Genomic DNA, 24,676 nt, shown 5'->3' with positions numbered 1-24,676 from the left:
CGCACGGACCGCTCAGGTCCGGACCGGCGGTGCCGATCCCACCGGCGTGGGAGTCGTGACGACGCCCGCGGTCGAGGTGACCGGGCTGCGCGTGCGGTTCGGGACGGTCGAGGCCGTGGCGGGCGTGGACCTGCGGGTCGAGCCGGGCCAGGCGCTGGCGCTGCTCGGCCGCAACGGCGCGGGCAAGTCGACGACGATGCGGGTGCTCGCGGGCGTCGTACCGCCGAGCGGGGGCACCGCCCACGTCGCCGGGTACGACATCCGGGCGGTGCCGCTCGAGGCCAAGCGTGCGGTCGGCTACTGCCCCGACGTGGGCGGCCTGGTGCCGCGGGCGACGCCGTGGGAGCACCTCCAGCTGAGCGCCCGGCTGCGCCGGCTCACCGGCTGGGAGGACCGCGGGCGCCGGCTCCTGGAGACCTTCGACCTCGGCGGCGTGGCGCACCGGGTGACCGCGGGCTTCAGCCACGGCATGTGCCGGCGGCTGAGCGTGGTCCTCGCGGCGCTGCACGAGCCGGCGGTGCTGCTGCTCGACGAGCCCTTCGACGGCGTCGACCCGATCGGGGTCGAGGCGACCTTCGGCGTGATCGAGGACGCGCGCTCGCGGGGTGCGGGCGTCCTGGTCTCGACCCACCTGCGCGATCTCGCGGTCCAGGTGTGCGCGGAGGTCGCGGTGCTGCGTGGCGGGGTCCGGATGGCGACCGTGCCGGCCGGCTTCATGAGCGGCGACGAGGGCGCCCGTGCGTACCGCGCTCTCCTGGCCTGAGCTGCGCCGCTCGGGCGCGGACCTGCGGCACCTGCTGTGGTTCCGCGCCGCCACCGTACGACGCCCACGCACCGTCGCGGTCGCCCTGGCCGCGCTCGTCGTGGTCACCGTGGCCGCGGCGACGCTGCCGGCCGCGTTCGCGGTGCCCGGCGACCTCGACCGGCTGGTCCGCCCGGCACTCGCCGCGATCGTCCTGGTCGCCGTCGGCGGTGCGGTGGCCGCGGGCGGAGGTCGCGAGCTGCTGGCCCGGGACCCGGCCGCGGTGCACCCGGTCGGCCCGGTCACCGACCACCTCGGCGCGCTGCTGCTCGCCCCGCTGAGCGCGGGCTGGCTGATCCAGGCGTGGGCGCTGCTCGGCCTGGTGGCCGCGACGGGCGGCGTCGCGGCCCAGCCGGTGACGCTGGCCTGGCTGCTCGCCGTGACCGCGCTGGCCCAGGCCGTCGGCTGGGCCGCGGAGTGGCTGCGCCGGCGCCGGGTCCTCGCCTGGCTCGCGCTGCCGCTGGCCGGTGTCGGCCTCGCCCCGACGCTGCCGGTCGCCGCGGTGATCGTCGACGGCGGAGCGGGGGCGCGGGCGAGCACCGTGGTCCTGCTGCTCGTCGCGGCCGGTGCCCTGGTCGCCCTCGGCGGGGTCCTCGCCGTGGCGGCCGCACGGCTCGCGCCCCGCGACGAGGTACGCCGTGAGACCCGGCTCCATCCCGCCCGGCCGACGCCCGCCTCGGACCTGGCCATGGTGCGCCGGATCGACCGGGCCTCGGTGTGGCGCAGCGTCCCGCTGCGCCGGGGCACGCTGTTCCTCGGCGTCGCGCCGGGTGCGGTCGCCCTGGCGGGCGGGCTGGAGTGGCCGATGCTCGTGCTGATGCCGGGCCTGGTGGCGTCGGGCTGCGTGCTGCTCTTCGGGGTGAACCTGTGGTGCCTCGACGGCCGTGGCCTGCTCTGGCGCGAGTCGCTGCCGGTGCCGCCGGGCACGGTCGTGGCCGCCCGGGTGTGGGTGCTGGCCGAGGTGCTCCTCGGGGGCGGCCTGCTCACGCTGGTGCTGGGGGCGGTGCGCGCGGGGCGGCCGTCCGCGGCGGAGGCGCTCGCCGTCGTCCTCGCGCTCGCGGTGGTGGTCGGCCAGGCCGTCTCCGCGGCGCTGCGCTGGTCCGCGGCTCGGCCCCACGCGGTCGACCTCCGCTCGGCACGGGCCACGCCGGCGCCGCCGCTGGCGATGGTCGGCTACTCGATCCGGCTCGCCGTCGCCACGACCCTGACCGGGCTGCTGCTCGGCGGGCTGGCCGGTGCGGCCCGGATCGACCTGCTCCTCGCCGCGGCGGCGGTCTTGCTCGCCGTCTCGGCGCTGCGGATCGTGCGGGCCGCGCGTCGCTGGGCCGATCCCGTACGACGCGCGGCCGTGGTCGCCGTGGTGGCGGCCTGAGCTCAGGGCGTGACGATCCCCTCGGCCACCCGCGCCGCGCCGCCGAGGTAGCCCGCGAGCAGCGCCCGCGCGACGGCCCGCAGGTCCGCCTCGCTGGGCAGGAAGGTCGCCGTGTGCAGCGAGGTGTCGGTCTCGCTGCCGACGAACATCATCGTCGCCGGCATCCGCTCGGAGAAGAACGAGAAGTCGTCGGCGCCGAGCGAGCGCAGGTCGGTCGAGACCGGCATGCCCTGGGAGCTGAGCTGGGCGGCGACGACCTCGACGAGGCGCGGGTCGTTCTCGAGGACCGGCTCGCCGACGGTGATCCGGACCTCGGCCTCGCAGTCGTGCGCGCGGGCGATGTTCTCGGAGACCGACACGATCCGCTCGTGGAGCAGGGCGCGGGTCTCGGAGGCGAGGGCCCGGATGGTGCCGGTGGCCCGCGCGACGTCCGGTACGACGTTCGCGGCCTGGCCGGCCTGGAACGACGAGACGCCCACGACGGCCGAGCGCATCGGGTCGACCGACCGGCTGACCACGCTCTGGAGCGCGACCACGGTCTCGGCCAGGGCGAGCAGCGGATCGTCGGCCAGGTGCGGGTACGCCGCATGCCCGGACTCGCCGCGCACGACGATCTCGAACTCGTCGGACGAGGCGTTGACCCCGCCCGGCACGCAGGCGACGACGCCGGCCGGCAGCGCCGGCTGGATGTGGGCGCCGATCATCACGACGCACTCCTCGGCGTCGAGCACGCCGTGCTCGGCGATGTCCTTGGCGCCGGAGGGATAGGTCTCCTCGCGCGGCTGGAGCACGACGAGCAGCGGCACCGGGGCGCCGACCTCGTGGATCGTCCGGGCCACCGCGACGAGCGCGGCCAGGTGGACGTCGTGCCCGCAGGCGTGCATGACACCGGGGTTCTGGGAGGTCCAGGGGACGCCGGTCGCCTCGGTGACGGGCAGCGCGTCCATCTCGCCGCGGACGCCGACGCAGGGGCCGGGCCCGCCGATCCGGAGCACGGCGCCGGTCTCGGCGACCTTGACCGGCGTCGACGTACCGGGCAGCGCCTGGAGCACGAGGTCGCGGGTGAGGGACTCGTCGCCGGAGAGGTCCGGCTGCTGGTGCAGGGCCTGGCGCAGCACGGCGGCCTCGGCGAGGTGGCTGTCGAGGACGGCCCAGATGTCAGCCACGACGGCCTCCGTAGACGCGTTCGGCGTTGTCGCGGCCGACCAGGGTGGCGACGCGGACCGCGTCCGCGACCGACCACTCGCCGGTGGCGACCCAGCGGGAGAGGACCTCGGTCATCCCGCGCCGCCAGAGCACGGCACCGAGCAGGTGCAGCTCGGAGGGACCCCAGGCGTCGGAGGAGTAGAGGACCTTGCCGAACGGCGCGAGCTCGAGCGACTCGGCCAGCACCGCGGGGGAGGCGGCGCCGGTGTAGTTCACCGCGAGACCGACGTCGAGGTAGACGTGCGGGAACGCCTGGGCCAGGAAGCCCGCCTGGCGCTGGAAGGGGTAGCAGTGCAGCAGCAGGACGTCGCTGCCCGACGGCTCCACGAGGCGCAGCCAGTCGGCGAGCAGCAGCGGGTCGCAGCGGCGCAGGTCGAGGTCGGGGTCGCCGAAGCCGGCGTGGAGCTGGATCGGCAGGCCGGTGTCGATGCCGTGCCAGAGCAGCATCCGCAGCAGGACCGGGTGGTCGACGCGGGGGACGACGGTCTCGTCCTCGAGCGCGGCGAGCCAGTGCGACGCGGCCTCGCGAACCTCGTCGGACGAGGGCCGCGCAGGGTCGAACTCGAAGCCGTGCCGGTAGGCGATGACCGACTTCAGGCCCGCGGCGCCGGCGGTGGCGCGCGCGAGAGCAGCGAGGAAGCGGTCCTCGAGGCCGGCGGCGTCGCCGTCGCGGGCCACCGACTCGAGCACGGTCTCCAGGCGAACGATCTCCTCGACGGACGCGCCGGGGACCCGGGCGCCGAAGTCGTCGAGGCTGACCAGGGCGTCACCGCGGAAGCCGGTGTCGATCAGCCAGCGCTCGACGCCGGCCGCGCCGAGCAGGCGCCGGTCGACCTCGTCGGTGGGGAGTGCGGCGCGCGCGGCGACGTAGTCCTCGACGGGGGCGTGCGGGTCGAGGCCGAGCAGCGGCGCGCAGTGCCGTCGTACGGCGAACGCGACCTGGGTGTCGAAGGGCGAGGTGCCGGCCGCGGCCGGCCGGTCGGACTCGGTGAGCAGGTCGCCGAGCTCGGCCAGCCCGACGGGGGCCGCGAGCGCGGAGTGCACGTGGTGGTCGACCAGGCGCAGCGCGCCGATCGCCTCGGCGAGCGCGGGGGAGGGATCAGTAGACATCGGCGAACCTCGCGCAGCGCTCGACGTCGGACAGCTCGGCCACGGCGGCGAGCTCGGCGCGCTTGACGGAGACGTGGGTGTCGAGCAGGTCGGGGTGGAACCAGCCGGTGACGACCGGGTCGGCGGCCAGGTCGTCGAGGGCGGCGGGGAGGTCCTTGGGCAGCAGCGGTACGCCGGCCAGCTCGTCCTCGGTGACCGTCTCGGGCCAGATGGTCGGGTCGGGCAGCTCGCCGGTGATGCCGGCCAGGCCGGCCCGGATGAGCACGCCGAGGGTGAGCCAGGGGTTCGCGGTCGCGTCGGCGGCGCGGAACTCCAGGTTGTACTGGCGCGCGGGGTTGCCGCCGCCGGCGGTGCTGGTCGGGCAGATGCGCAGGAGCGCCTCGCGGTTGCGCTCGGCGAGGAAGACGCCGCCGGCGCTCCAGCGGTGCGGGGTCAGCCGCAGGTACGACACCGGGCTGGGCGCGGTGAAGGCGAGCAGCGCCTGGGCGTGGGCGAGGATGCCCGCGGCGAAGCGCCGGCCGACCTCGCTCAGCGCCGCGGGGGCGGCCGGGTCATAGAGCGCCGGGGCGCCGTCGGCGGTCTGGAGCGAGAGGTGCACGTGGACGCCGTTGCCGCTGCCGTCGGGGTGGGTGAGCGGGGCGAAGGTGACGGTGCGGCCGTGCCGGCGGGCCAGGTCGCGGACGAGCTCCTTGACCAGCACGGCGCGGTCGGCGGCGGCCAGGCCGGGCGCCGGCTCGAGGGTCACCTCGAACTGGTCGGCGCCGTACTCGGGGAGCCAGTTCTCGGGCTGGAGGCCGGTCGCGGCCAGCAGTGCGACCAGCTCGGAGCCGAAGGGCTCGATGCTGCGGTGCCGGGCGAACGAGAAGGGCGCGGTCGCGGGCAGCCCGTCGACCATGAACTCGTGCTCGAACGAGGCGGTCACCTCGAGCCCGGTGGCGGCGCGCAGGTCGTCGAGTGCCTGGCGCGCGAACGTCCGCGGGCAGCACGCCCAGGGGGAGCCGTCGGACTCGGTCTGGTCGGCGAGCACCAGCGACACCGCAGGGTCCTCGCCGCGGGCGGGGATCTCGACCCGGGTCGAGGCGTCGGGCATCAGCTTGAGGTCGCCGGTCGAGCCGAAGACGTTGGGCGCGATCGTGCCGAAGGCGGTGATGGCCAGGTCCGCGGGAACCCAGCCGACGCCGCGCTGGAGGACGGAGTCCGCGGCGGCCGCGGGCACCGAGCGTCCGCGCAGCTGGCCGGCGAGGTCGCTGGTCGCGACGAAGAGCGTCTGGTCGGGGGTCATCGTCCACCTTCTCGGTCGGGAGCAGGTACGTCCGCGCACCGGCTAGCACGATTGGTACACGCATTACAGGATCAGGTCAAGAGATCGGTTCTGCAATGGACGTTACGAATCTGTGCTGCTCTCGATCATCTCATCCCGGGTGCGCGGGACTGGCACGGCCGTTACAGAAAGTTCTCCGAAGGGTATTGCCGTAAGAAACGTTTCAGCCTACGGTGATCCGGGTCTCACCACTGTCGAAGGAGTTCCCCGATGAGCAAGCGCATCCGGTTCCGCAACCTCGCGGAGGCCGAGCGACTGGCCAAGCGTCGGCTGCCGCGTGCGGTCTGGCTGGCCGTCAAGGCCGGCAACGAGCAGGGCTGGACGCTGGACGAGAACATCCAGGCGTTCAACGAGCTCGGCTTCTCGCCCACGGTCTTCGACCGGCCGACGAGCATCGACCTGAAGACCTCCCTGCTGGGTCTCGACATCGACTTCCCGGTCGTCATCTCCCCGGTCGGTGCCCAGGCGATCCACCCCGACGGTGAGATCGGTGTCGCCCGCGCCGCCGCCCGCGCCGGGACGGCGGTCGGCCTCAGCTCGTGGGCCTCCGACCCGGTCACCGAGGTCGCCCGCGCCAACGACAAGACGATCTTCCAGCTCTACTGGGTCGGCACCAAGGCCGAGATCGAGGCCCGCGTCGAGGCGGCCCGTGCCGCCGGCGCCAAGGCGCTCATCGTCACCCTCGACTGGTCGCACACCCCGCGCCGCGACTGGGGCGTGCCCCCGGCCCCGCCGAGCGACATGAAGCTGCGCACGATGACCGAGCTCGCGCCCGAGGCGCTCTCCCGGCCGCTCTGGTTCGGCAGCTACCTGCGCCGCGGCCGGATCCCCGACCTCAAGGTGCCCAACCTGTTCGAGCTCGACGGCTCGACGCCGTACTTCGGCGCCGCGTGGTCGCGCTTCGAGGAGACGCCCGCCCCCACCTGGGACGACGTCAAGTGGCTCCGTGAGCTGTGGGGCGGCCCGTTCATGGTCAAGGGCATCAACACGGTCAAGGACGCCAAGCTCTGCGTCGACCTGGGTGCCGACGCCATCGGCATCTCCAACCACGGCGGCAACAACATCGACGGCAGCCCCTCGCCGCTGCGCTACCTGCCGAGCATCGTCGACGCGGTCGGCGACCAGGTCGAGGTCACCCTCGACGGCGGCATCCGCCGTGGCTCGGACGTCGTCAAGGCGCTCGCGCTCGGTGCCCGGGCCGTCTTCGTGGGCCGCGCCTTCCTCTACGGCCTCGCGGTCAACGGCGAGGACGGCGTCCACGAGGTCCTGCAGATCCTGCGCAGCGGCATCCGCGAGACCATGTTCGGTATCGGGCGCAGCTCGATCTCGGAGCTGAGCCGCGAGGACCTGATGGTGCTCAACCCGCACTTCTTCGTCCCGCCGGCGAGCTGACCCGCCTGGCGACCCACGGAACGGAGAGAGCAGATGGCACGCATCATCATCGTCGGAGCCGGCAGCGCCGGTTGCGTCGCCGCCGCCCGGTTGAGCGAGGAGCACGAGGTCGTGCTGCTCGAGGCCGGCCCCGACTGGCAGGGCACCGCGACCGGCACCCGGCTCGCCTCGGCGAACTGGATGGACGCGATGGTCTCGCCCGAGGCCTTCGACCCGGGCCTGGTCGCCACCCGCCTCGCCGGTGACGCGCCGCGGCAGTACCACCGCGGCCGCGGTGTCGGCGGCTCGTCGTCGGTCAACGCGATGCTGGCCCTGCCCGGGCTGCCGCGCGACTACGACCGCTGGGCCGAGCACTACGGCCTCGACGACTGGTCCTGGGACGCCGTCGCGCCGACCTTCGAGCGGCTCGCCCGCGACCTGGTCGCCACCCCGGCCGAGGACTACACGCCGATGGACCGGGCGCTCGTCGACGCCGCCGGCGCGCTCGGCCTGACCACGGGCGTCGACACCCTGACCCCCGACGACGGCGGCGGCACGCTGTGGCGCAACGCCGACGCGCTCGGCCGCCGCTCCAGCGCCGAGGTCTACCTGCGGCCCGCGCTCGACCGCGGCACCGTCGAGCTGCGGACCGAGGCCCGCGTCGACCGGCTGCTGCGCGAGGGGGACGCCGTCGTCGGCGTCGTCCTGGTCGACGGCACCCCGCTGCCCGCCGACCACGTGGTGCTGGCCGCCGGGGCCGTCGAGACCCCGGCGATCCTGCTCCGCAGCGGCTGCGACCGGCCCGGCGTCGGCAAGGGGCTCCAGGACCACCCGGCCGCCTCGATCCTGCTGGCGCTGCGCCCCGAGGCCCGCGAGGTGCGGGCCGGGCAGCCGTGCATCAACGCGGTCGTGCGGACGTCGTCCAGCATCGAGGACGGCGACATCCACGTGCTGCCCATGCAGGGCGCGCTCTCCGAGACCTCGCCCGCCCACCACGCCGTGGTGATGGCCGCGGTGATGACGGTGACCTCCACCGGCGAGGTCCGGCTGAACCCCGAGGACCCCACCGGCCCGCCGGTCATCGCCGAGCGGATGCTCACCACCGACCGCGACCGCCAGGTCATGCGCGAGGCGGTCGACGTCGCGCGCCGGCTGCTGGCGACCGCGCCCTTCCAGGAGATCGTCGAGGAGGCCTTCATCGACGCCGCCGGCACCCACGTGTCGGCGCTCGACGACCCGGCGACGTACGACGCCTGGCTGACCTCGTCGATCGGCGACTACTTCCACGCCGTCGGCACCGCCCGGATGGGCCGCGCCGACGACCTCGGCGCGGTCGTCGACCAGCGCGGCCGCGTGCACGGCCTCGACAACGTCCGGGTGCTCGACTGCTCGGTCATCCCCGAGGTGCCCGCCGCCAACACCCACCTGCCCGTGGTGATGGTGGCCGAGCGGCTCAGCGCCGCCCTGCTCGCCGACCTTGCTCTGACCCCCTCCGCCGCCGCCTCCGAAGGAGCCCCCGACCGTGTCCACTCTGTCTGAGCCCACCACCACCGACCAGGCGGCCGACCAGGCCGCGACCTGGCGGCGCTCCGAGGCCGTCGTACCGCGGGGCGTCTCGTCGGGCCACCGGGTCGGCTGGAAGCAGGTCTTCGTCCGCACCCAGGGTGCCTACATCTGGGACCAGGAGGGCCGGCAGTACGTCGACTACCTCAACGCCTGGGGCCCGATCGTGCTCGGTCACAGCGACCGGCGCGTCAACGAGGCCGTGCTGACCGCCGCCAACACCTGCGACCTGACCGGCGTCGGCCCCCAGGCCGGCGAGGCCGAGCTCGCCGAGCGGATCTGCGCGGTCATGCCGTCGGCCGACAAGGTCGCCTTCTGCACCTCCGGCACCGACGCGACCATGCACGCCGTGCACGTCGCCCGAGCCGCGACCGGCCGGCTCAAGGTCCTCAAGTTCCACGGCTCGTACCACGGCTGGAACGACCACGTCGCCGTCGGCAGCTCGCGCAAGGACCTCACCGAGGGCTCGGCGCTCAACACCCCCAACGGCGGCGGGCTGCACCCGGCCGTGGTCGCCGACGTCGTCGTCGTCGAGTGGAACGACCCGGCCGGCCTTCGCGCCGCCTTCGACCAGTACGGCGACCAGCTGGCCGCCGCGTTCACCGAGGGCTACGTGCACAGCTTCGGCTGCGTCCCGGCCGCGCCCGGCTTCCTCGAGCTGCTCCGCGAGCTCTGCACCGCCCACGGCGTCGTCATGGTCATGGACGAGGTCAAGACCGGCTTCCGCGCGGCGATCGGCGGCTACCAGTCGATCTGCGGCGTGACGCCCGACCTGACCGCCTTCGGCAAGGCCGTCGCCAACGGCTACTCGCTCGCCGGTCTGGCCGGGATCGACGCGCTGATGGGCCACCTCGGTGCCTACAGCAAGACCGAGGCGACGATCGACGGGACGTACAACGCCTCGCCGTACGCGCTCGCCGCGGCCAACAAGACCATGCAGATCATGGAGAGCGACGACATCTTCACCACGCTCTACGCGCGCGGTGAGCAGATGCGCACCGGCATCGCCGACGCCATCGCCGAGACGGGCGCCCCGGCGACCGTGACCGGCCTCGGCTCGGAGTGGTGCGTCTACTTCCGTCCCGAGCTCCCCACCAACTTCCGCGAGGCGATGCAGTCCGACGGCGAGATGTACGGGCGTTACCACGCCTCGCTGCTCGCCCAGGGCGTCCTCGAGCCGGCGTTCCCGACCGGGGACCGCCGCCTCAACGCGGCCACCACCGAGGCCGACGTCGCCACCACCATCGAGTGCGTCCGGGTCGCACTGCGGGCCGCCGTCTCCTAGCTCGTCCCCTCGGCGCTTCGCCCCTTCCACCACCACTCCGACCCCACCTCTTCTCACCCTAGGTAGGACCCATGCTTGGTTTCGCGCGCCCTTTTTCAGGCCGTAAGGCCCTGGTGGCGGCTGCTGTCGCCCCCCTCGTCCTGACCGCCGCCTGCTCCGGCGGCTCCGACTCCGCGAGCGGGAACGACGACCAGCTCGTCATCGGCTTCGCCCTCAGCCAGAGCGGCAACATGGCGCCGTTCGACGTCGAGCCCGGCAACGCCGCGCTGCTCCGGATCAAGGAGCTCAACGACGGCGGCGGCATCGACGGCAAGAAGATCAAGGTGATCAGCAAGGACGTCCGCTCCAACCCCGACACCGTCGGCACCGCGGCCACCGAGCTCATCGCCGAGGGCATCGACCTGCTCGTCACCCCCTGCGACTTCGACCTCAGCGCCCCCGGCGCCTCGGTCGCCCAGGCCTCCGAGATCCCCTCGGTCTCGATCTGCGCGGGCGACCCCAAGATGGCCGACACCAAGACGCTCGGCGACTACGTCTTCTCCGCCAACGCGGGCAGCGACGTCGAGGGCTCCTCGGGCGCGGCCTGGGCCTACGAGAAGGGCTGGCGCACGGCGTACGTGCTGCAGGACGAGAGCATCGAGTACACCAAGTCGGCCGGCCGCTACTTCACCGCGAAGTTCGAGGACCTCGGCGGCAAGATCGTCGGCGACGACGCCTTCCCGGGCGGCGACAACGTCAACATCAGCAGCCAGGCGAGCCGGCTCAAGGGTCTGTCGACCAAGCCCGACTTCGTCTACGTCGCCAGCTGGAACCCCGGTGGCGCCACGGCGATCCGCCAGCTCCGCGAGGCCGGCGTGACCGTCCCGATCGTCGGGCCCGCCGCGCTCGACGGCCAGGTGCTGCTCGACGTCGTCGGTGAGAAGGCCAGCGACATCTACTACACCGGCTTCGCCTGCTACGTGTACTGCACCGGCGCCGACTCGGCCGACCTCGACGCCTTCGTCAAGGACTACCAGGCCGAGTACAAGTCCGAGCCGGCGTCCAGCTACGCGCTGCTCGGCTACAACATGGTCTCCGCCATCGCGGACGCCGCCGGCAAGGCGAAGTCCTTCTCGGGCAGCGACCTCAAGGCCGCGCTCGAGGGCGACGGCTCGGTGAAGACGCCGATCGGCGACGTCGCCTACTTCTCCACGACCTGCCACAAGATCATCGACATGCCGATGACCGTCGTCCAGGTCGCCAACGGTGCGATGACCTTCGCCGGACAGCAGCGCGTCGACTCCATCCCGGACGTCGGCGACGGCAACTCCTGCGCGTCATGACCACCGTCACCCAGCTCTCCCGTCGGTCATCCGTGCTGCGGATGGCCGACGGGGGGATCCACTTCGACGGCGTCAAGGCCGTCGACGGCGTCTCCATCGAGGTGCGCAGCGGTGAGGTGCTCGGCCTGATCGGGCCCAACGGCTCGGGCAAGACCAGCACCCTCAACCTGCTGAGCGGGATGCTGCGCGCGACGTCCGGGACGATCTGGCTCGACGACGTCAACCTCACCCGGCACTCGATGCGGCAGCGCGCCCGGCGCGGCGTCGTACGGACCTTCCAGAGCGGGCGCGTCTTCGGCCGGCTCACGGTCCGCGAGAACGTCGAGGCCGCGGCGCTCGGCGCCGGGCTGCGGCGCCGCGAGGCGCGGGCGCTCACCGAGGAGATCCTCGAGGAGCTCGCGCTCGACGGCGTCGCCCAGGACCGGGCCGAGCAGCTCACGGCCGGCCGGGTCCGTACGACGGCGATCGCCCGCGCGCTCGCCGCCCGGCCGCGGTTCCTGCTCCTCGACGAGCCGGCCGCGGGCCAGAACGAGACCGAGGCGGTCGAGCTCATCACCGCGATCCGCGGCTTCGCGCAGCGGCGCGAGTGCGGCGTCCTGCTCGTCGAGCACGACATGTCCGTGGTGATGGGCACCTGCGACCGGCTGCACGTCCTCGACAGCGGCCGGACCGTCATCGAGGGCGAGCCGGCGGCCGTCCGCTCCGATCCCCAGGTCATCGAGATCTACTTCGGAAAGCGACACTGACATGGTCCTGCGCATCGAGGACGTCCACCTCCAGTACGGCTCCTCCGTCCGGGCCGTCCAGGGCTGCTCGCTCGAGGTCGGCGAGGGCGAGCTGGTCTCGCTCATCGGCCAGAACGGGGCCGGCAAGAGCACCCTGGTCAAGGCGATCATGGGCGAGGTGCCCGTGGCGTCCGGCTCGATCACCGTCGACGGCACCTCGGTCGCGAGCAAGTCGTGGTCGACCATCCGGGCCGGCGTCTCGCACGTCCCCGAGAGCCGCGGCATCTTCGCCAGCCTCACCGTGGGCGAGAACCTGCGCCTGGGCGCGGTCACCCGCAAGGACAAGGCGCAGGTGGCGGCCGACATCGAGCGCGAGCTCGAGCGGTTCCCGATCCTGCGCACCTACTGGAACCGTGGTGCCAGCCTGCTCTCCGGTGGTGAGCAGCAGCAGCTCGCGATCGCGCGGGCGCTCCTGCTCAACCCCCGCATCCTCCTGCTCGACGAGCCGACGCTGGGCCTGGCGCCCATCGTCGTCGACCTGATCTTCGACGTCGTCGTCGCGCTGCGCGAGCAGGGCATGACGATCCTTCTCGTCGAGCAGAACGCCGTCCGTTCGCTCGAGGTCTCCGACCGCTCCTACGTGCTCCAGGCACCCGGCAAGGTGCTGGGCAGCGGGACCGCGGCCGAGCTCGGCCGGATGCCGGCCGTCGTCGACTACCTCGGCTTCTCTCCTGCTGAAGTGGGTGTCTCCCGATGATCCTGGAGTTCCTGATCAACGCGGTCGGGCTCGGCGCGCTCTACGCCCTGCTGACGATCGGCGTCGCGCTGCTGTTCGGCGTGCTCGGCCTGATGAACTTCGCGTACGGCGAGCTCATCCTCGCCGGCGCGTTCGCGATGTACCTGTTCCGCGACCAGCCCTGGCCGTTCGCGCTCCTGATGGCGATCGTCTTCGCCGTCGTGGTGGCGCTGATCAGCGAGCGGCTCGCCTTCCACCCGCTGCGCAACGCCGACCCGGTGACGCTGATGATCGCGTCCTTCGCGGTCAGCCTCGCGCTCCAGAGCCTGGCCCGGATGACCGTGCTGCCCCGCACCCGCGGCGTACCGCCGGAGCGCTTCCTGTCGCACCGCGTGAACATCCTCGGCGCCGACGTCAGCGTGCTCGACCTCGTCACCCTCGTGCTGTGCGGCGTGATGCTGCTCGTGGTCGCGTGGCTGATGGGCCGGACCAGCCTCGGCATCCAGCTGCGTGCCGCGGCCGAGGACTTCCGGATGGCCGCGAGCCTCGGCGTCAAGGCCAACCTCGTCATCCCCGCCGCCTTCGTCATCGTCGGTGTGCTGTCGGCGATCGGCGGCGCGGTGCTCGTCGCTCGCCAGGGCTCGGTCGGCGCCGACATGGGCCTGCAGCCGATGCTCATCGGCGTCGTGGGTGCCGTCCTCGGTGGGATGAGCAGCCTCAAGGGCGCCGCGCTCGGCGGCTTCCTGCTCGGTGCGGCCACGGCGCTCCTGGAGTCGCTGCTGCCGACCGACCTGATCGCGTTCCGTGACGCCTTCCTGTTCTCGGCGCTCATCGCGGTCCTCGTCGTCCGGCCCCAGGGCCTCCTCTCCGGCGCGAAGGTGCGTGTCTCGTGAAGAACCAGAACCGGGTCCTCGCCGCGGTGCAGACGCCCGTGATCCTCGTCGGCCTCGTCCTGCTCGCTGCCCTCGTCGGCGTCACCGGCGACGTCACGACGGCGCGGGTGGCGACGCTCGCGCTCGTCTCGGTCGTCTTCGTGGTCGGCCTGTCGGTCTTCTCCGGCAACTCCGGGGTGATGTCGTTCGGGCACGTCATGTTCATGGCGGCCGGGGCGTACACGACGGCGTACCTGACCATCCCGGTGCCGCTGAAGAAGACGCTCTTCTCCGACCTGCCCGGCTGGCTGTCGTGGCTGGCCGAGGTGCACAGCAGCTTCCCCGTCGCGCTCCTCGCCGGCGGTCTCGTCGCCGCCGTCGTCGGCCTGGTGACCGCGCCCGTCGTGGCCCGGCTCAGCGGCCTGCAGTCGGGCATCGCGACGCTGGCCATGCTGCTCATCACCTACAACGTCCTCAACAGCTGGACCGAGGTCACCCGCGGCTCGTCGAGCATGATCGGCATCCCCCGCGGGACGACGACCTGGTGGGCCTTCGGCGTCGCCGCGGGCGCCGTCGTGGTGGCCTGGCTCTACCGCTGCTCGCGCGGCGGCCTCCAGCTGCGCGCCTCCCGCGAGGACTTCTGGGCCGCGCAGGCCTCCGGCATCGCCGTGGGCCGGCACCGGGCGACCGCCTGGGTGCTCAGCGCGCTCGTGTGCGGCCTGGCCGGCGCGCTCTACGCGGGCTACCTCACGTCGTTCAACGTCAACGGGTTCTTCCTGACCGCGACCTTCTCGTTCGTCGTGATGATCGTGCTCGGCGGCTACCTCTCGCTCAGCGGCGCCGTCGTCGGCGCCCTGGCCGTGAGCGCGCTGCAGGAGGTGCTGCGGCGCTTCCAGGACGGGCAGTTCACCGGCGGCAACGAGCTGCCGGCCGGCGTCGCCGACCTGATCGTCGCGGCCGTGCTGCTGCTCGTGCTGATCAAGCGGCCGTACGGGCTGATGGGGGTGCGCGAGCTGCGGATCCCGCGTCGTCGTACCCGTCGGGCGGCGGGTGACGGCACCGCGCCTGTCGCCACGCGGACCGAGGAGCCGGTGGGCAGCGTCAGCGGCTGAGTCACAATGGGGCGCGTCTGACCACTCACCTCGGGGGAGATCTCATGCGCGTGCCCAGCGTCGGCGACCAGCTCGGCCGATACCACCTGGACCGGGTCCTCGGCCAGGGCGGCATGGGCGTCGTCTTCGCCGCGACCGATCCGCGGCTCCAGCGGACGGTCGCGGTCAAGGTGATCACCGGGACGCTCGCCCGGTCGCCGGAGTTCCGGCAGCGCTTCCAGGACGAGGCCGCGGTCCTCGCCCGGCTCGACTCGCCGCACGTGATCACGATCCACGACCACGACGAGGTCGACGGGACGCCGTACATCGTCACGCAGTACGTCGACGGCCGCGACCTGTGGAGCTGGCTGCGCGAGCGCGGCCCGATGCCGGCCCGGCAGGCACTCCAGCTCTGCGCCCAGCTGGCGCGCGGACTGGCCGACGCCCACCGGGCCGGCGTCGTCCACCGCGACGTGAAGCCGTCCAACATCCTGATCCGCGACCCCGGGACCCCCGACCAGCACGGCTACCTGTGCGACTTCGGGATCGCCCGCGCCGACGGCATCGACAGCCCCGCCCCCACCGCGGCCGGCACCGTCGCCGGCTCCTGGTCCTACCTCGCGCCGGAGCGCTCCGACGGCGCGCCCGCCTCGCCCGCGAGCGACGTCTACGCCCTCGGCTGCGTGCTGTGGGCCTGCCTGACCGGGCGCGAGCCGTACCAGGGCAGCGAGGTCCAGGTGGCGCTCGCCCACCAGCAGGCCCCGATCCCACGGCTCGCCGGCGACTCGGCGTTCACCACCGAGGTCAACGCCGTCCTCGGCCGGGCGCTGGCCAAGGACCCGGCCCGGCGCTATCCCGACGCCACCGCCTTCCGCGAGGACCTCGAGCGGCTCGCCGCCCTCGCCCCGCCGGACACCCTCGAGGGCGCTCCGGCCGGGCCGCCGCCCCCGCCTCCGCCGCCGCGGTCGGCTCCGTCCTCGTCGTCGCGGCGCTCCCGAGGTCCGCTGGTCGTGGCCGGGATCGTCGCGCTCGCGCTCGTCCTCGTCGCGGGCGGGATCACCGGCTGGCTGCTCACCCGCGACGACGACGAGCCGGCCGCGGAGCCCGACGCGGGCATCGCCGGCGACCTGACCGGCGACGACTACGGCGACGTACTGATCCACCAGACCCGGTTCGAGGCGCTCAGCCCGCTCTCGACCTGGACGGTGCCGTCGACCGGCGTCCAGTTCGGCTCGCCCCTCCGGGCCGGCGCCGAGGTCGGCCGCCCGCTCCTCGCGGACGTCGACGGCGACCGTCGTACCGATGTCGTGTGGCTCGACGAGGACGACGACCGGATGAGCATCGTGGTCGTGCCCGGCAAGGGCGAGCGGTGGACGGCCGAGCTCGACCTCGACCCGGCGTTCGACATCAAGGACTTCAACGCCGCGGCCGGCGATCTCGACGGCGACGGCAAGGACGACCTGATCCTGTTCGGCGACGCCTCCGACGACGCCGACGGCCTGCACGTCGCGCTCGCCGGGGACAAGGCCTTCGCAGCCCCGGAGCAGTGGTACACCGCGCCCCTGTCCCAGAGCCTCCCGGTGGCCGGCGACTTCGACGGCGACGGCAAGGACGAGGTCGTCTACTTCGCCCGCGACGACGCCCAGGAGGCCAACATCATGCGGGTGCTCCGGCCCGAGGACGGCAAGCTCGTCGAGGCCAGCAGCAAGGTCATCGGCGGCGCCGCCGTCAACCCGCTCCTCGTCTCCTGGCTCCCCGGCGACGTCGACCACGACGGTGCCGACGAGCTCGTCGCCGCCAACGCCACCGGCCGGGCGATCTTCGTCTACGACATCGTCGACGACACCGTCGCCCCCCGCACCCGCTGGTTCTCCGCCCAGGTCGCCACCGATGACGCCCGCAAGGCGCTCTACGACAGCGGCATCGCCGGCGAGGGCCTCAGCGACGTCGACGGTGACGGCGACGCCGACTTCGTCACCCTCCGCTACCGCGAGAACAACGGCGCCAAGGACGACGGCCTCGTCCTCTGGGTCCAGCTCTCCGACGGGACGTCCTTCGGCGAGCCGGAGCAGTGGGGCGAGCTGGGCTGCGCCCCCGAGTGCGACGACGGGTTCGCGATCGTCAGGTGACCCACGAAGTGCGGGGGTTGCTCCCCCGCACTTCGCGGGGGGGGGGCTACTCCGCGGACTCCTCCAGCAGCTCCAGCCGCTTGACGCCCGCCTCGCCGAGCTCGGCCGCGACCGCCGCGACGATGCTCTCGGTGAGCGCCATCGACGCGACCAGCGAGTCGAACGGCGAGGCCGAGTCGACGCGGGTCGGGAGGACGACGCGCGCGATCTTGGCGATCGGCGAGAGCCAGTTGTCGGTCATCAGGCAGACGGTCGCGCCGCGGGCGGCCATGCGCTCGGCGAAGACGAGGTTCTGCTCGGTGTAGCGGCGGTAGTCGTAGATCACGAACACCGTGCTGGCCGACGCGTCCGCCATCGTCGTACGACGATCGAGGTCGTCGTTGCTGACGTGGTGGACGCCCGAGCGAAGCAGGCGCAGGTGGGCGACGAGGTACTCCGAGACCGAGCTGCTGAACCGGCCGCCGGCGACCCGGACCTCGCGGCCCGGGTCGCACAGGAGCTTGACCAGCTTGGCGAACTCCGACTCCGGCAGCTCGTCGTACGACGCCGAGAGCATCGCCGCGAACGCCTGGTGGGTCTCGGTCAGGACGCCCTCCTCGGAGGGACCGACCTTCTCGGGGTACTGCTTCAGCGGCGAGCCCAGCTCGCCGTTGAGCTCGTGCACCAGGGCCCGCTGGAAGGCGGGGAAGCCGGGGAAGCCCAGGCGGGTCACGAAGCGCACCACCGTCGGGGGGCTGACCGAGGCCGCCGACGCGAGGTCGACGACCGTGGTCAGGCCGGCGGTCGGGTACTGCGCGAGGAGCGCTCGGCCGACCTTGCGCTCGCTGTTGCTGAGCTCGTCGAGGGTCGCCATGAGCAGCTTGCGCACCGACGCATGCCCACCAGGGATGTCCGTCACTGTCCGAACCTATCAACGCGGGCGTGCCGGCCCGGCCCGATCAGCACCAGATCACCAGACCCGGTCGGTGAGGTCGACCTCGCGGGGGTCCTGCATGTGCGGGTAGGCGTGGTCGACGGCAGGGACGAAGGTCTCCTTGATCGAGCGGGGGCTGGTCCAGCGCAGGAGGTTGGTGGCGGCGCCGGCCTTGTCGTTGGTGCCCGAGGCACGGCCGCCGCCGAAGGGCTGCTGGCCGACGACGGCGCCGGTGGGCTTGTCGTTGACGTAGAAGTTGCCGGCCGCGAAGCGCAGCCGCTCCGAGAGCCGGTGGACGACGGTGCGGTCGGTCGCGAACACCGCCCCCGTCAGCGCGTACGGCGACGTCGCGTCCACGAGGTCGGCGATCGCGTCGAGGGCGCCGGGCAGGCTGTCGTCGTAGACGTGGACGGCCAGGATCGGCCCGAAGAACTCGGTGCTGAACGCGGGGTGCTCGGGGTCGTCGATGCGCAGCACGGTGGGCCGGACGAACCAGCCCTTGCTGTCGTCGTACGTGCCGCCGGCGACGACCTCGACCTTCGGGTCGGCCTGGGCCTCGTCGAGGACGGCGCGGTGCTTGGCGAACGCGCGCTCGTCGATGACCGCGCCGATGAAGTTGCGGTGGTCGCGCACGTCGCCCATGGGCAGCGCGTCGACGGTCTCGGCGAGGTCGTCGCGGATCTGCTCCCACAGGCTGGAGGGGACGTACGCGCGCGAGGCGGCCGAGCACTTCTGGCCCTGGTACTCGAAGGAGCCGCGGATCAGCGCGGTGCGCAGCGCGACCGGGTCGGCGTCGGGGGCGGCGAGCACGAAGTCCTTGCCGCCGGTCTCGCCCACCAGCCGCGGGTACGACGCGTAGGTGTCCAGCCGCTGCGCCGTCTCGCGCCACAGGTGCCGGAAGGTCGGGGTGGAGCCGGTGAAGTGGATGCCGGCCAGGTCGGGCTGGTCGAGCACGACCTCGCTGACGGCCAGGCCGTTGCCGGTGACCATGTTGATGACGCCCGGCGGGAGGCCGGCCTCGCGCAGCAGGTCCATGGTCAGCGAGGCGGCGCGCTGCTGGGTGGGGCTGGGCTTCCAGACCACGGTGTTGCCCATGAGGGCGGGCGCGGTGGGCAGGTTGGCCGCGATGGCGGTGAAGTTGAACGGCGTGATCGCGTAGACGAAGCCCTCGAGCGGGCGGTGGTCGGTGCGGTTCCAGATGCCGGTGCTGTTGGCGACGGGCTGCTCGGCGAGCACCTCGCGGCCGAAGTGGACGTTGAAGCGCCAGAAGTCGATGAGCTCGCAGGCCGCGTCGATCTCGGCCTGGTACGACGTCTTGGACTGCCCGAGCATGGTGGCGGCCACGAGCCGGGCCCGCCACGGGCCGGCCAGCAGGTCGGCGGCGCGGAGGAAGACGGCCGCGCGCTCGTCGTACGGCAGGGCGCGCCAGGCGGGTGCCGCGGTGCGGGCGGCGGCGACGGCGGCGTGCGCGTCCTCCGTGGTGGCGTTGCGCAGGGTGCCCAGGAGCAGCTTGTGGTCATGGGGCGAGCGGACCTCGATCGGCGCGCCCGTGCCGGTGACCGGCCGGCCGCCGATGACGTGGGGGAGCTCCTCGGAGCGGCTCGCCAGGTCGGCGAGAGCGGCGTTGAGCGCGGCGCGCTCGGGGCTGCCGGGGGCGTAGTCGAGCACCGGCTCGTTGACGGGCGCCGGCACACGGGTGATCGAGTCCACGGGATTCCTTCCTTCGTAACAGAGATTTCAGAATAGCCCCTTGCGAACCAAAGTGGAATGAATCATTCTATCTGCATGACGACGACCACCGCTGTGTCCAGCACGCCCGGGACGACGCCGCCGGAGGGCGCCGGCCAGGGCTCGACCGAGGCCCACCTCGCGCTGACCGAGGCGCACGCCGCGCACAACTACCACCCGCTCCCGGTGGTGCTCGCCTCCGGCGAGGGCGCCTGGGTGACCGACGTCGAGGGCAACCGCTACCTCGACTGCCTCGCGGGCTACTCCGCGCTCAACTTCGGCCACGGCCACCCGCGTCTGGTCGCGCGCGCCGCCGCCCAGCTCCAGCGCCTCACCCTGACCAGCCGGGCGTTCTTCAACGACCAGCTCGGCCCGTTCGCGCAGGCGCTCGCCGGGCTCACCGGCAAGGACATGGTGCTGCCGATGAACTCCGGCGCCGAGGCCGTCGAGACCGCGATCAAGGTCAGCCGCAAGTGGGGCTACCAGGTCAAGGGCGTCACGCCGGGCACGGCGAAGATCATCACGATGCACGGCAACTTCCACGGCCGGACCACGACGATCGTCAGCTTCTCCGACGACGACGAGGCGACCGCGGACTACGGCCCGTTCACGCCCGGCTTCGTCAGCGTCCCCTACGGCGACATCGACGCCGTCGCCGCGGCGATCGACGACTCGACCGTCGCCGTGCTCTTCGAGCCGATCCAGGGCGAGGGGGGCGTCGTCGTCCCGGCGGAGGGCTTCCTGCCGGCGCTGCGCGCGCTGTGCACCGAGCGCAACGTGCTCATGGTCGCCGACGAGATCCAGTCCGGCCTGGCCCGCACGGGACGCACCTTCGCCTGCGACCACGACGACGTCGTCCCGGACATCTACGTGCTCGGCAAGGCGCTCGGCGGCGGGCTCTACCCCGTCTCCGCCATCGCCGCGGACCGTGCCGTGCTGGACGTCGTCCGGCCGGGGACGCACGGCTCGACCTTCGGCGGCAACCCGCTCGCCGCGGCGATCGGGCACGAGGTCGTCCAGCTGCTCGCCACCGGCGAGTTCCAGGAGCGCGCCCAGGTGCTCGGCGCCCGCCTCGAGGCCGGACTGCGCGAGCTGATCGGCAGCGGCCTGGTCGCCGTACGGGTGCGGGGGCTGTGGGCCGGCGTGGACGTCGACCCGAGCCTGCTCACCGGCCGCCAGGTCTGCGAGGGCCTGATGAGGCACGGGATCCTGGCCAAGGACACGCACGGCTCGACGGTGCGCTTCGCGCCGCCGCTGGTCGCCACCGAGTCCGACATCGACCTGCTCGTCACCACGCTGCGCACCGTGCTGGAGGAAGCGCGCCGATGACCGCCACCCTCGCGGCCCCGGTCCAGGACCGGAACCCGCTCGTCGCCGCGCGCAGCCAGCTCGCCGACGCGATCGCGCTGCTCGACCTCGGTCCCGGCATGCTCGACATGCTCGCCACCCCGCGCCGCGAGGTGACCGTGTCGGTCCCGCTGCGCCGCGACGACGGCAGCGTCGAGGTGCTCATCGGGCACCGCGTCCAGCACAACCTGTCCCGCGGCCCGGCCAAGGGCGGCGTCCGGTTCAGCCCCCACGTCTCGCTGGACGAGGTCCGGGCGCTCGCCATGTGGATGACCTGGAAGTGCGCGCTGGTCAACATCCCCTACGGCGGCGCCAAGGGCGGTGTCACCCTCGACCCGCGCCAGTACTCGCGCGGCGAGCTGCAGCGGGTCACCCGGCGCTACACCTCCGAGCTGATGCCGCTGCTGGGCCCGACGACCGACATCCCCGCGCCCGACATCGGCACCGACGAGCAGGTCATGTCCTGGATGATGGACACCTACTCGGTCAACCGCGGCCACACCGTGCTCGGCGTCGTCACCGGCAAGCCCGTCGCCCTCGGCGGCTCCCTCGGTCGCGCCAGCGCCACCTCGCGCGGCGTCGTCCACGTGGCGCTCGCCGCCCTGGGCCACCGCGGCATCACCGTCCGCGGCGCCACGGCCGCGGTGCAGGGCTTCGGCAAGGTCGGCCGCGACGCGGCCCGCCTGCTCGCCGACGCCGGCGTGCGGGTGCTCGCCGTGAGCGACCAGTACGGCGCGGTCCACGACCCCGCCGGGCTCGACGTACCGGCCCTCATGGCGCACGTCGACAGCACCGGCAGCGTCGTCGGCTTCGCCGCCTCCGAGCCGATGGACGCCGGCGACGACCTCCTCTACCTCGACGTCGACCTGCTCGTCCCGGCCGCCGTCGAGGCCGTCATCAACGCCGACAACGCCCACCGGGTCCGGGCCCGCGTGATCGCCGAGGGCGCCAACGGCCCGACCACCCCCGCGGCCGACGCCGTGCTCGCGGACGCCGGGGCGCTCGTCGTACCGGACATCCTGGCGAACGCCGGCGGCGTGATCGTGTCCTACTTCGAGTGGGTGCAGGCCAACCAGGCCTACTGGTGGAGCGAGGACGACGTCAACGCCCGCCTCGCCGAGCGCATGCAGGTCGCCTGGGAGGGCGTCGTCGCGTACGCCGAGCGGCGGGACATCTCGCTGCGCCAGGCGGCGACCACGCTCGCGGTCGAGACGGTCGCGAACGCGCACCTGGCGCGGGGGCTCTACCCGTAGCCGGCAGGCGGACGCACTAATGTCGGCCGGGTGACCGACGCACCACTGAGAGTCCTCGTCACCGGCGCCGCCTCCGGGCTCGGCGCGGCCCTCGCGGCCGCCTGGGAGGCAGACGGCGCCCAGGTGCTGCGCACCGATCGGGCCGCGGGGGAGGGCATCCTCGCGCTCGACATCACCAGCGACGCCGACTGGGCGGCCGCGCGCGAGCACGTCGAGGCGACGTGGGGCGGGTTGGACGTGCTCGTCAACAACGCCGGCATCGCGGGCGGGGGGCGGCTCGACGTGGCGCCGATCGAGGAGTGGCAGCGGTTGGTGGAGATCAACCTGCTCGGCGCCGTGCGCGGTACGGCGACGTTCACGCCGCTGTTCAAGCGCCAGGGGAGCGGCCGGATCGTCAACATCGCCTCGCTCGCGGGGCTCGTGCACCCGGCGGGGATGGCGGGCTACAACGCGACCAAGGCCGCGGTCGTGGCGCTGACCGAGACGACCGGCCACGAGCTGGCGTCCTACGGCGTGACGGCGCACGTCGTGTGCCCGTCGTACTTCCGCACCAACCTGATGGCCCACGCCGAGGGCAGCGACACGGCGCTCCAGACGGTGATGACGCGGCTCGTCGAGGACAGCCCGATCAGTGCCGACGACATCGCGGCGGCGGTGCTGGCGGGCGTCGCGGCGGGGGACGAGCTGATCGTTCCCGACGAGGCGGCGCGTGGCGCCTACGCGCTCAAGGTGACCGACCGGGCGTCGTACGACGCGGTGATGCGCGCGCAGGCCCGCAAGCTGGAGGCGATCGCCGATGAGTGACGACTCCCGTCCGGTCCGCGACGAGGACGCCTTCGACGTCGCCGCCGTCGAGGCGTGGCTCGGGCGCGGCCTGATCACCGAGGTGCGGCAGTTCCCCGGCGGCGCCTCGAACCTGACCTACCTGCTGACGATGGCCGAGGGGCCGGCGCTGATCCTGCGCCGTCCGCCGGTGGGCACCAAGGCCAGGGGTGCGCACGACATGGGCCGGGAGTTCCGGATCCAGGACGCGCTCGCGCCCGTGTTCCCCCAGGTGCCGGCGATGGTCGCCTACGCCACCGAGGATGACAGCCCGATCGGCAGCGAGCTCTACGTGATGGAGCGCCTCGACGGGCGCATCCCGCGGCGCGACTTCGGGTTCGAGGTCTCCCCCGAGCAGGCGTCCGCGCTCTGCGCCGCGGCGGTCGACACGCTCGTCGCGCTCCACGACATCGACGTCGCGACGGTCCCCGGGCTCGCCGCGCTCAGCAAGGGCGACGGGTACGTCGCCCGCCAGATCGGCGGCTGGACCACCCGGCTGGCCAACGCCCGCACCGACGACACCGGTGACTGGTCCGACATCACGACATGGCTCGCCGAGCACCAGCCGGCCGACGCCGGCTCGGCGATGATCCACAACGACTTCCGCTTCGACAACCTGGTCCTCGCCGAGGACGACCCGACGCGCGTCGTCGGCGTCCTCGACTGGGAGCTGGCCACCGTCGGCGACCCGCTGATGGACCTCGGCTGCACGCTGGCCTACTGGGTCCAGGCCGATGACGACGACTTCTTCCTCGCGTTCCGCCGCCAGCCGACGACCACGCCGGGCATGTGGACCCGCCGCCAGCTCGTCGACGCCTACCTGGCCCGCCGCGGCCTGACCCTCACCGACGACGAGCTGCGGTTCTACGAGGTCTACGGCCTGTTCCGGCTCGCCGTGATCGCCCAGCAGATCTGGTACCGCTACGCCACCGGCCAGACCACCAACGAGGCGTACGCCGCGTTCGGTCCGGCCGTCGGCTACCTCGAGGCGCGCTGCCGCCGGATCCTGTTCGGCTAGGGGGCGTCATGGGAGTCCTCCTGCTGGTCCGCCACGGCCAGGCGTCCTTCGGCGCCGACGACTACGACGTCCTGTCCGAGACCGGGTGGGAGCAGGGCCGCACGCTCGGCCGCTGGCTCGCCGCCCAGCAGGGGCCGCTGCCCGGGTCCGCCGTGCACGGCGGGATGCGCCGGCACCGCGAGACCTGGGAGGCCCTCGCCGAGGGCGCCGGGCTGGCGGTCACCGCGAAGGTCGACCCCGACTGGGCGGAGTTCGACCACACCGCCGTGCTGGCGCGCCATGCCGCGCTCACCGGCGGTGTCGTCGACCACGGCATCGACCGCCGCGCCTTCCAGGAGCAGTTCGAGATCGCCACCGCGCACTGGTCCGCGGCCGGTCCCGACGCCGGCTACCCCGAGCCCTACGGCGACTTCGTCGCGCGCGCCCGGGCCGCCCTCGACGCGGCCGCCGCGCACCCCGGGCCCACGCTCGTCGTCACGTCCGGGGGCGTGATCGCCGCGCTGGCCGCGCTGCTCGTCGTACCGGAGGCGGGGGCCGAGACGCTGCTCGGCCAGGTGTGGGCGCGGTTCAACACGGTCATCGCCAACACCTCGGTGAGCCGGGTCATCGTCGGCAAGACGGGCGCGCGGCTGCTGACGTTCAACGAGCACCCCCACGTGGGCACGGACCTCCTGACCTACCGGTGAGCCC

Annotated in this window: 21 protein-coding genes; 16 read left to right on the top strand and 5 right to left on the bottom strand. The window is 73.3% G+C overall.

Annotated features, from left to right (window positions below):
• The first annotated feature begins 55 nt into the window (after positions 1–55).
• Positions 56–763 (top strand): ABC transporter ATP-binding protein, encoded by a 708-nt coding sequence (locus tag M0M48_RS23395; protein ID WP_215812213.1) that lies wholly within the window; start codon positions 56–58, stop codon positions 761–763.
• On the top strand, positions 738–2,174 hold the full coding sequence (locus M0M48_RS23390; protein WP_257752965.1) for a hypothetical protein: 1,437 nt from the start codon (positions 738–740) through the stop codon (positions 2,172–2,174). The genes M0M48_RS23395 and M0M48_RS23390 overlap by 26 nt, the downstream gene beginning before the upstream one ends.
• A gap of 2 nt (positions 2,175–2,176) precedes the next feature.
• On the opposite strand, the gene M0M48_RS23385 is transcribed toward M0M48_RS23390, so the two are convergent.
• The 3 genes from M0M48_RS23385 to M0M48_RS23375 are packed head-to-tail and all read right to left on the bottom strand — an operon-like array spanning position 2,177 to position 5,772.
• On the bottom strand, positions 2,177–3,340 hold the full coding sequence (locus tag M0M48_RS23385; protein ID WP_215812215.1) for a M20 metallopeptidase family protein: 1,164 nt from the start codon (positions 3,338–3,340) through the stop codon (positions 2,177–2,179).
• Entirely contained in the window at positions 3,333–4,490 is a 1,158-nt protein-coding gene (locus M0M48_RS23380) for an amidohydrolase family protein (protein ID WP_257752964.1), read from the bottom strand. Before M0M48_RS23380 ends, M0M48_RS23385 begins: the two co-directional genes overlap by 8 nt.
• A complete protein-coding gene (locus M0M48_RS23375; RefSeq protein ID WP_257752963.1) occupies positions 4,480–5,772 on the bottom strand; it encodes a glutamine synthetase family protein in 1,293 nt (430 codons plus the stop codon). Before M0M48_RS23375 ends, M0M48_RS23380 begins: the two co-directional genes overlap by 11 nt.
• A gap of 249 nt (positions 5,773–6,021) precedes the next feature.
• Between M0M48_RS23375 and mftD the strand changes: the two genes are divergently transcribed.
• The 9 genes from mftD (at position 6,022) to M0M48_RS23330 (ending at position 16,905) form a co-directional block, all read left to right on the top strand.
• The gene (gene mftD, locus M0M48_RS23370) at positions 6,022–7,203 is read left to right on the top strand and encodes a pre-mycofactocin synthase MftD (protein ID WP_257752962.1); all 1,182 of its coding nucleotides are present in this window, start codon (positions 6,022–6,024) and stop codon (positions 7,201–7,203) included.
• A 33-nt stretch (positions 7,204–7,236) separates the two neighbouring features.
• Entirely contained in the window at positions 7,237–8,721 is a 1,485-nt protein-coding gene (locus M0M48_RS23365) for a GMC family oxidoreductase (protein WP_257752961.1), read from the top strand.
• Entirely contained in the window at positions 8,705–10,030 is a 1,326-nt protein-coding gene (locus M0M48_RS23360) for an aspartate aminotransferase family protein (protein ID WP_257752960.1), read from the top strand. Before M0M48_RS23365 ends, M0M48_RS23360 begins: the two co-directional genes overlap by 17 nt.
• A 113-nt stretch (positions 10,031–10,143) precedes the next feature.
• Positions 10,144–11,352, top strand: a complete 1,209-nt coding sequence (locus M0M48_RS23355; protein ID WP_257752959.1) for an ABC transporter substrate-binding protein — start codon at positions 10,144–10,146, stop codon at positions 11,350–11,352.
• A complete protein-coding gene (locus M0M48_RS23350; protein WP_215812873.1) occupies positions 11,349–12,098 on the top strand; it encodes an ABC transporter ATP-binding protein in 750 nt (249 codons plus the stop codon). The genes M0M48_RS23355 and M0M48_RS23350 overlap by 4 nt, the downstream gene beginning before the upstream one ends.
• A 1-nt stretch (position 12,099) precedes the next feature.
• Positions 12,100–12,834: an ABC transporter ATP-binding protein gene (locus tag M0M48_RS23345; protein WP_215812222.1), complete on the top strand. Its 735-nt coding sequence runs from the start codon at positions 12,100–12,102 to the stop codon at positions 12,832–12,834.
• On the top strand, positions 12,831–13,706 hold the full coding sequence (locus tag M0M48_RS23340; protein ID WP_257752958.1) for a branched-chain amino acid ABC transporter permease: 876 nt from the start codon (positions 12,831–12,833) through the stop codon (positions 13,704–13,706). The genes M0M48_RS23345 and M0M48_RS23340 overlap by 4 nt, the downstream gene beginning before the upstream one ends.
• Complete coding sequence (locus M0M48_RS23335) at positions 13,703–14,797, top strand: branched-chain amino acid ABC transporter permease (RefSeq protein ID WP_215812224.1); 1,095 nt, start codon at positions 13,703–13,705, stop codon at positions 14,795–14,797. The genes M0M48_RS23340 and M0M48_RS23335 overlap by 4 nt, the downstream gene beginning before the upstream one ends.
• 44 nt (positions 14,798–14,841) lie before the next feature.
• Positions 14,842–16,905 (top strand): serine/threonine-protein kinase, encoded by a 2,064-nt coding sequence (locus tag M0M48_RS23330; protein ID WP_257752957.1) that lies wholly within the window; start codon positions 14,842–14,844, stop codon positions 16,903–16,905.
• Positions 16,906–16,951: 46 nt separating this feature from the next.
• Here the strand turns inward: M0M48_RS23330 and M0M48_RS23325 are convergent, their stop codons facing one another.
• Both M0M48_RS23325 and pruA read right to left on the bottom strand, forming a co-directional pair.
• A complete protein-coding gene (locus M0M48_RS23325) occupies positions 16,952–17,803 on the bottom strand; it encodes a MurR/RpiR family transcriptional regulator (protein WP_257752956.1) in 852 nt (283 codons plus the stop codon).
• Positions 17,804–17,854: 51 nt separating this feature from the next.
• Positions 17,855–19,528: an L-glutamate gamma-semialdehyde dehydrogenase gene (gene pruA / locus M0M48_RS23320; protein ID WP_257752955.1), complete on the bottom strand. Its 1,674-nt coding sequence runs from the start codon at positions 19,526–19,528 to the stop codon at positions 17,855–17,857.
• A 75-nt stretch (positions 19,529–19,603) separates the two neighbouring features.
• Between pruA and rocD the strand changes: the two genes are divergently transcribed.
• From rocD to M0M48_RS23295, 5 genes are read left to right on the top strand one after another with little or no spacing between them, the layout of a single operon-like run.
• Positions 19,604–20,875 (top strand): ornithine--oxo-acid transaminase, encoded by a 1,272-nt coding sequence (gene rocD / locus M0M48_RS23315; protein ID WP_215812228.1) that lies wholly within the window; start codon positions 19,604–19,606, stop codon positions 20,873–20,875.
• Positions 20,872–22,146: a Glu/Leu/Phe/Val family dehydrogenase gene (locus M0M48_RS23310; protein WP_257752954.1), complete on the top strand. Its 1,275-nt coding sequence runs from the start codon at positions 20,872–20,874 to the stop codon at positions 22,144–22,146. The genes rocD and M0M48_RS23310 overlap by 4 nt, the downstream gene beginning before the upstream one ends.
• Before the next feature lie 30 nt (positions 22,147–22,176).
• Positions 22,177–22,950, top strand: coding sequence for an SDR family NAD(P)-dependent oxidoreductase (locus M0M48_RS23305; RefSeq protein WP_257752953.1), 774 nt, complete (start codon positions 22,177–22,179; stop codon positions 22,948–22,950).
• A complete protein-coding gene (locus M0M48_RS23300; protein WP_257752952.1) occupies positions 22,943–23,986 on the top strand; it encodes a phosphotransferase family protein in 1,044 nt (347 codons plus the stop codon). The genes M0M48_RS23305 and M0M48_RS23300 overlap by 8 nt, the downstream gene beginning before the upstream one ends.
• An 8-nt stretch (positions 23,987–23,994) precedes the next feature.
• Complete coding sequence (locus M0M48_RS23295) at positions 23,995–24,672, top strand: histidine phosphatase family protein (RefSeq protein WP_257752951.1); 678 nt, start codon at positions 23,995–23,997, stop codon at positions 24,670–24,672.
• Positions 24,673–24,676 lie beyond the last annotated feature (4 nt).

The sequence above is a fragment of the Pimelobacter simplex genome (genome assembly GCF_024662235.1).
GTDB lineage: Bacteria > Actinomycetota > Actinomycetes > Propionibacteriales > Nocardioidaceae > Nocardioides.
The sequence above is the reverse complement of the archived record's forward strand: the minus strand, read 5'-3'. Positions and strand labels throughout refer to the sequence as shown.

What these genes read in the sequence shown, in the direction of transcription:
- M0M48_RS23380 (WP_257752964.1), bottom strand. Translation starts at nt 4,490, where the DNA reads ATGTCTACTGATCCCTCCCCCGCGCTCGCCGAGGCGATCGGCGCGCTG.
- M0M48_RS23375 (WP_257752963.1), bottom strand. Translation starts at nt 5,772, where the DNA reads ATGACCCCCGACCAGACGCTCTTCGTCGCGACCAGCGACCTCGCCGGC.
- mftD (WP_257752962.1), top strand. Translation starts at nt 6,022, where the DNA reads ATGAGCAAGCGCATCCGGTTCCGCAACCTCGCGGAGGCCGAGCGACTG.
- M0M48_RS23365 (WP_257752961.1), top strand. Translation starts at nt 7,237, where the DNA reads ATGGCACGCATCATCATCGTCGGAGCCGGCAGCGCCGGTTGCGTCGCC.
- M0M48_RS23350 (WP_215812873.1), top strand. Translation starts at nt 11,349, where the DNA reads ATGACCACCGTCACCCAGCTCTCCCGTCGGTCATCCGTGCTGCGGATG.
- M0M48_RS23345 (WP_215812222.1), top strand. Translation starts at nt 12,100, where the DNA reads ATGGTCCTGCGCATCGAGGACGTCCACCTCCAGTACGGCTCCTCCGTC.
- M0M48_RS23340 (WP_257752958.1), top strand. Translation starts at nt 12,831, where the DNA reads ATGATCCTGGAGTTCCTGATCAACGCGGTCGGGCTCGGCGCGCTCTAC.
- M0M48_RS23330 (WP_257752957.1), top strand. Translation starts at nt 14,842, where the DNA reads ATGCGCGTGCCCAGCGTCGGCGACCAGCTCGGCCGATACCACCTGGAC.
- rocD (WP_215812228.1), top strand. Translation starts at nt 19,604, where the DNA reads ATGACGACGACCACCGCTGTGTCCAGCACGCCCGGGACGACGCCGCCG.
- M0M48_RS23310 (WP_257752954.1), top strand. Translation starts at nt 20,872, where the DNA reads ATGACCGCCACCCTCGCGGCCCCGGTCCAGGACCGGAACCCGCTCGTC.
- M0M48_RS23300 (WP_257752952.1), top strand. Translation starts at nt 22,943, where the DNA reads ATGAGTGACGACTCCCGTCCGGTCCGCGACGAGGACGCCTTCGACGTC.
- M0M48_RS23295 (WP_257752951.1), top strand. Translation starts at nt 23,995, where the DNA reads ATGGGAGTCCTCCTGCTGGTCCGCCACGGCCAGGCGTCCTTCGGCGCC.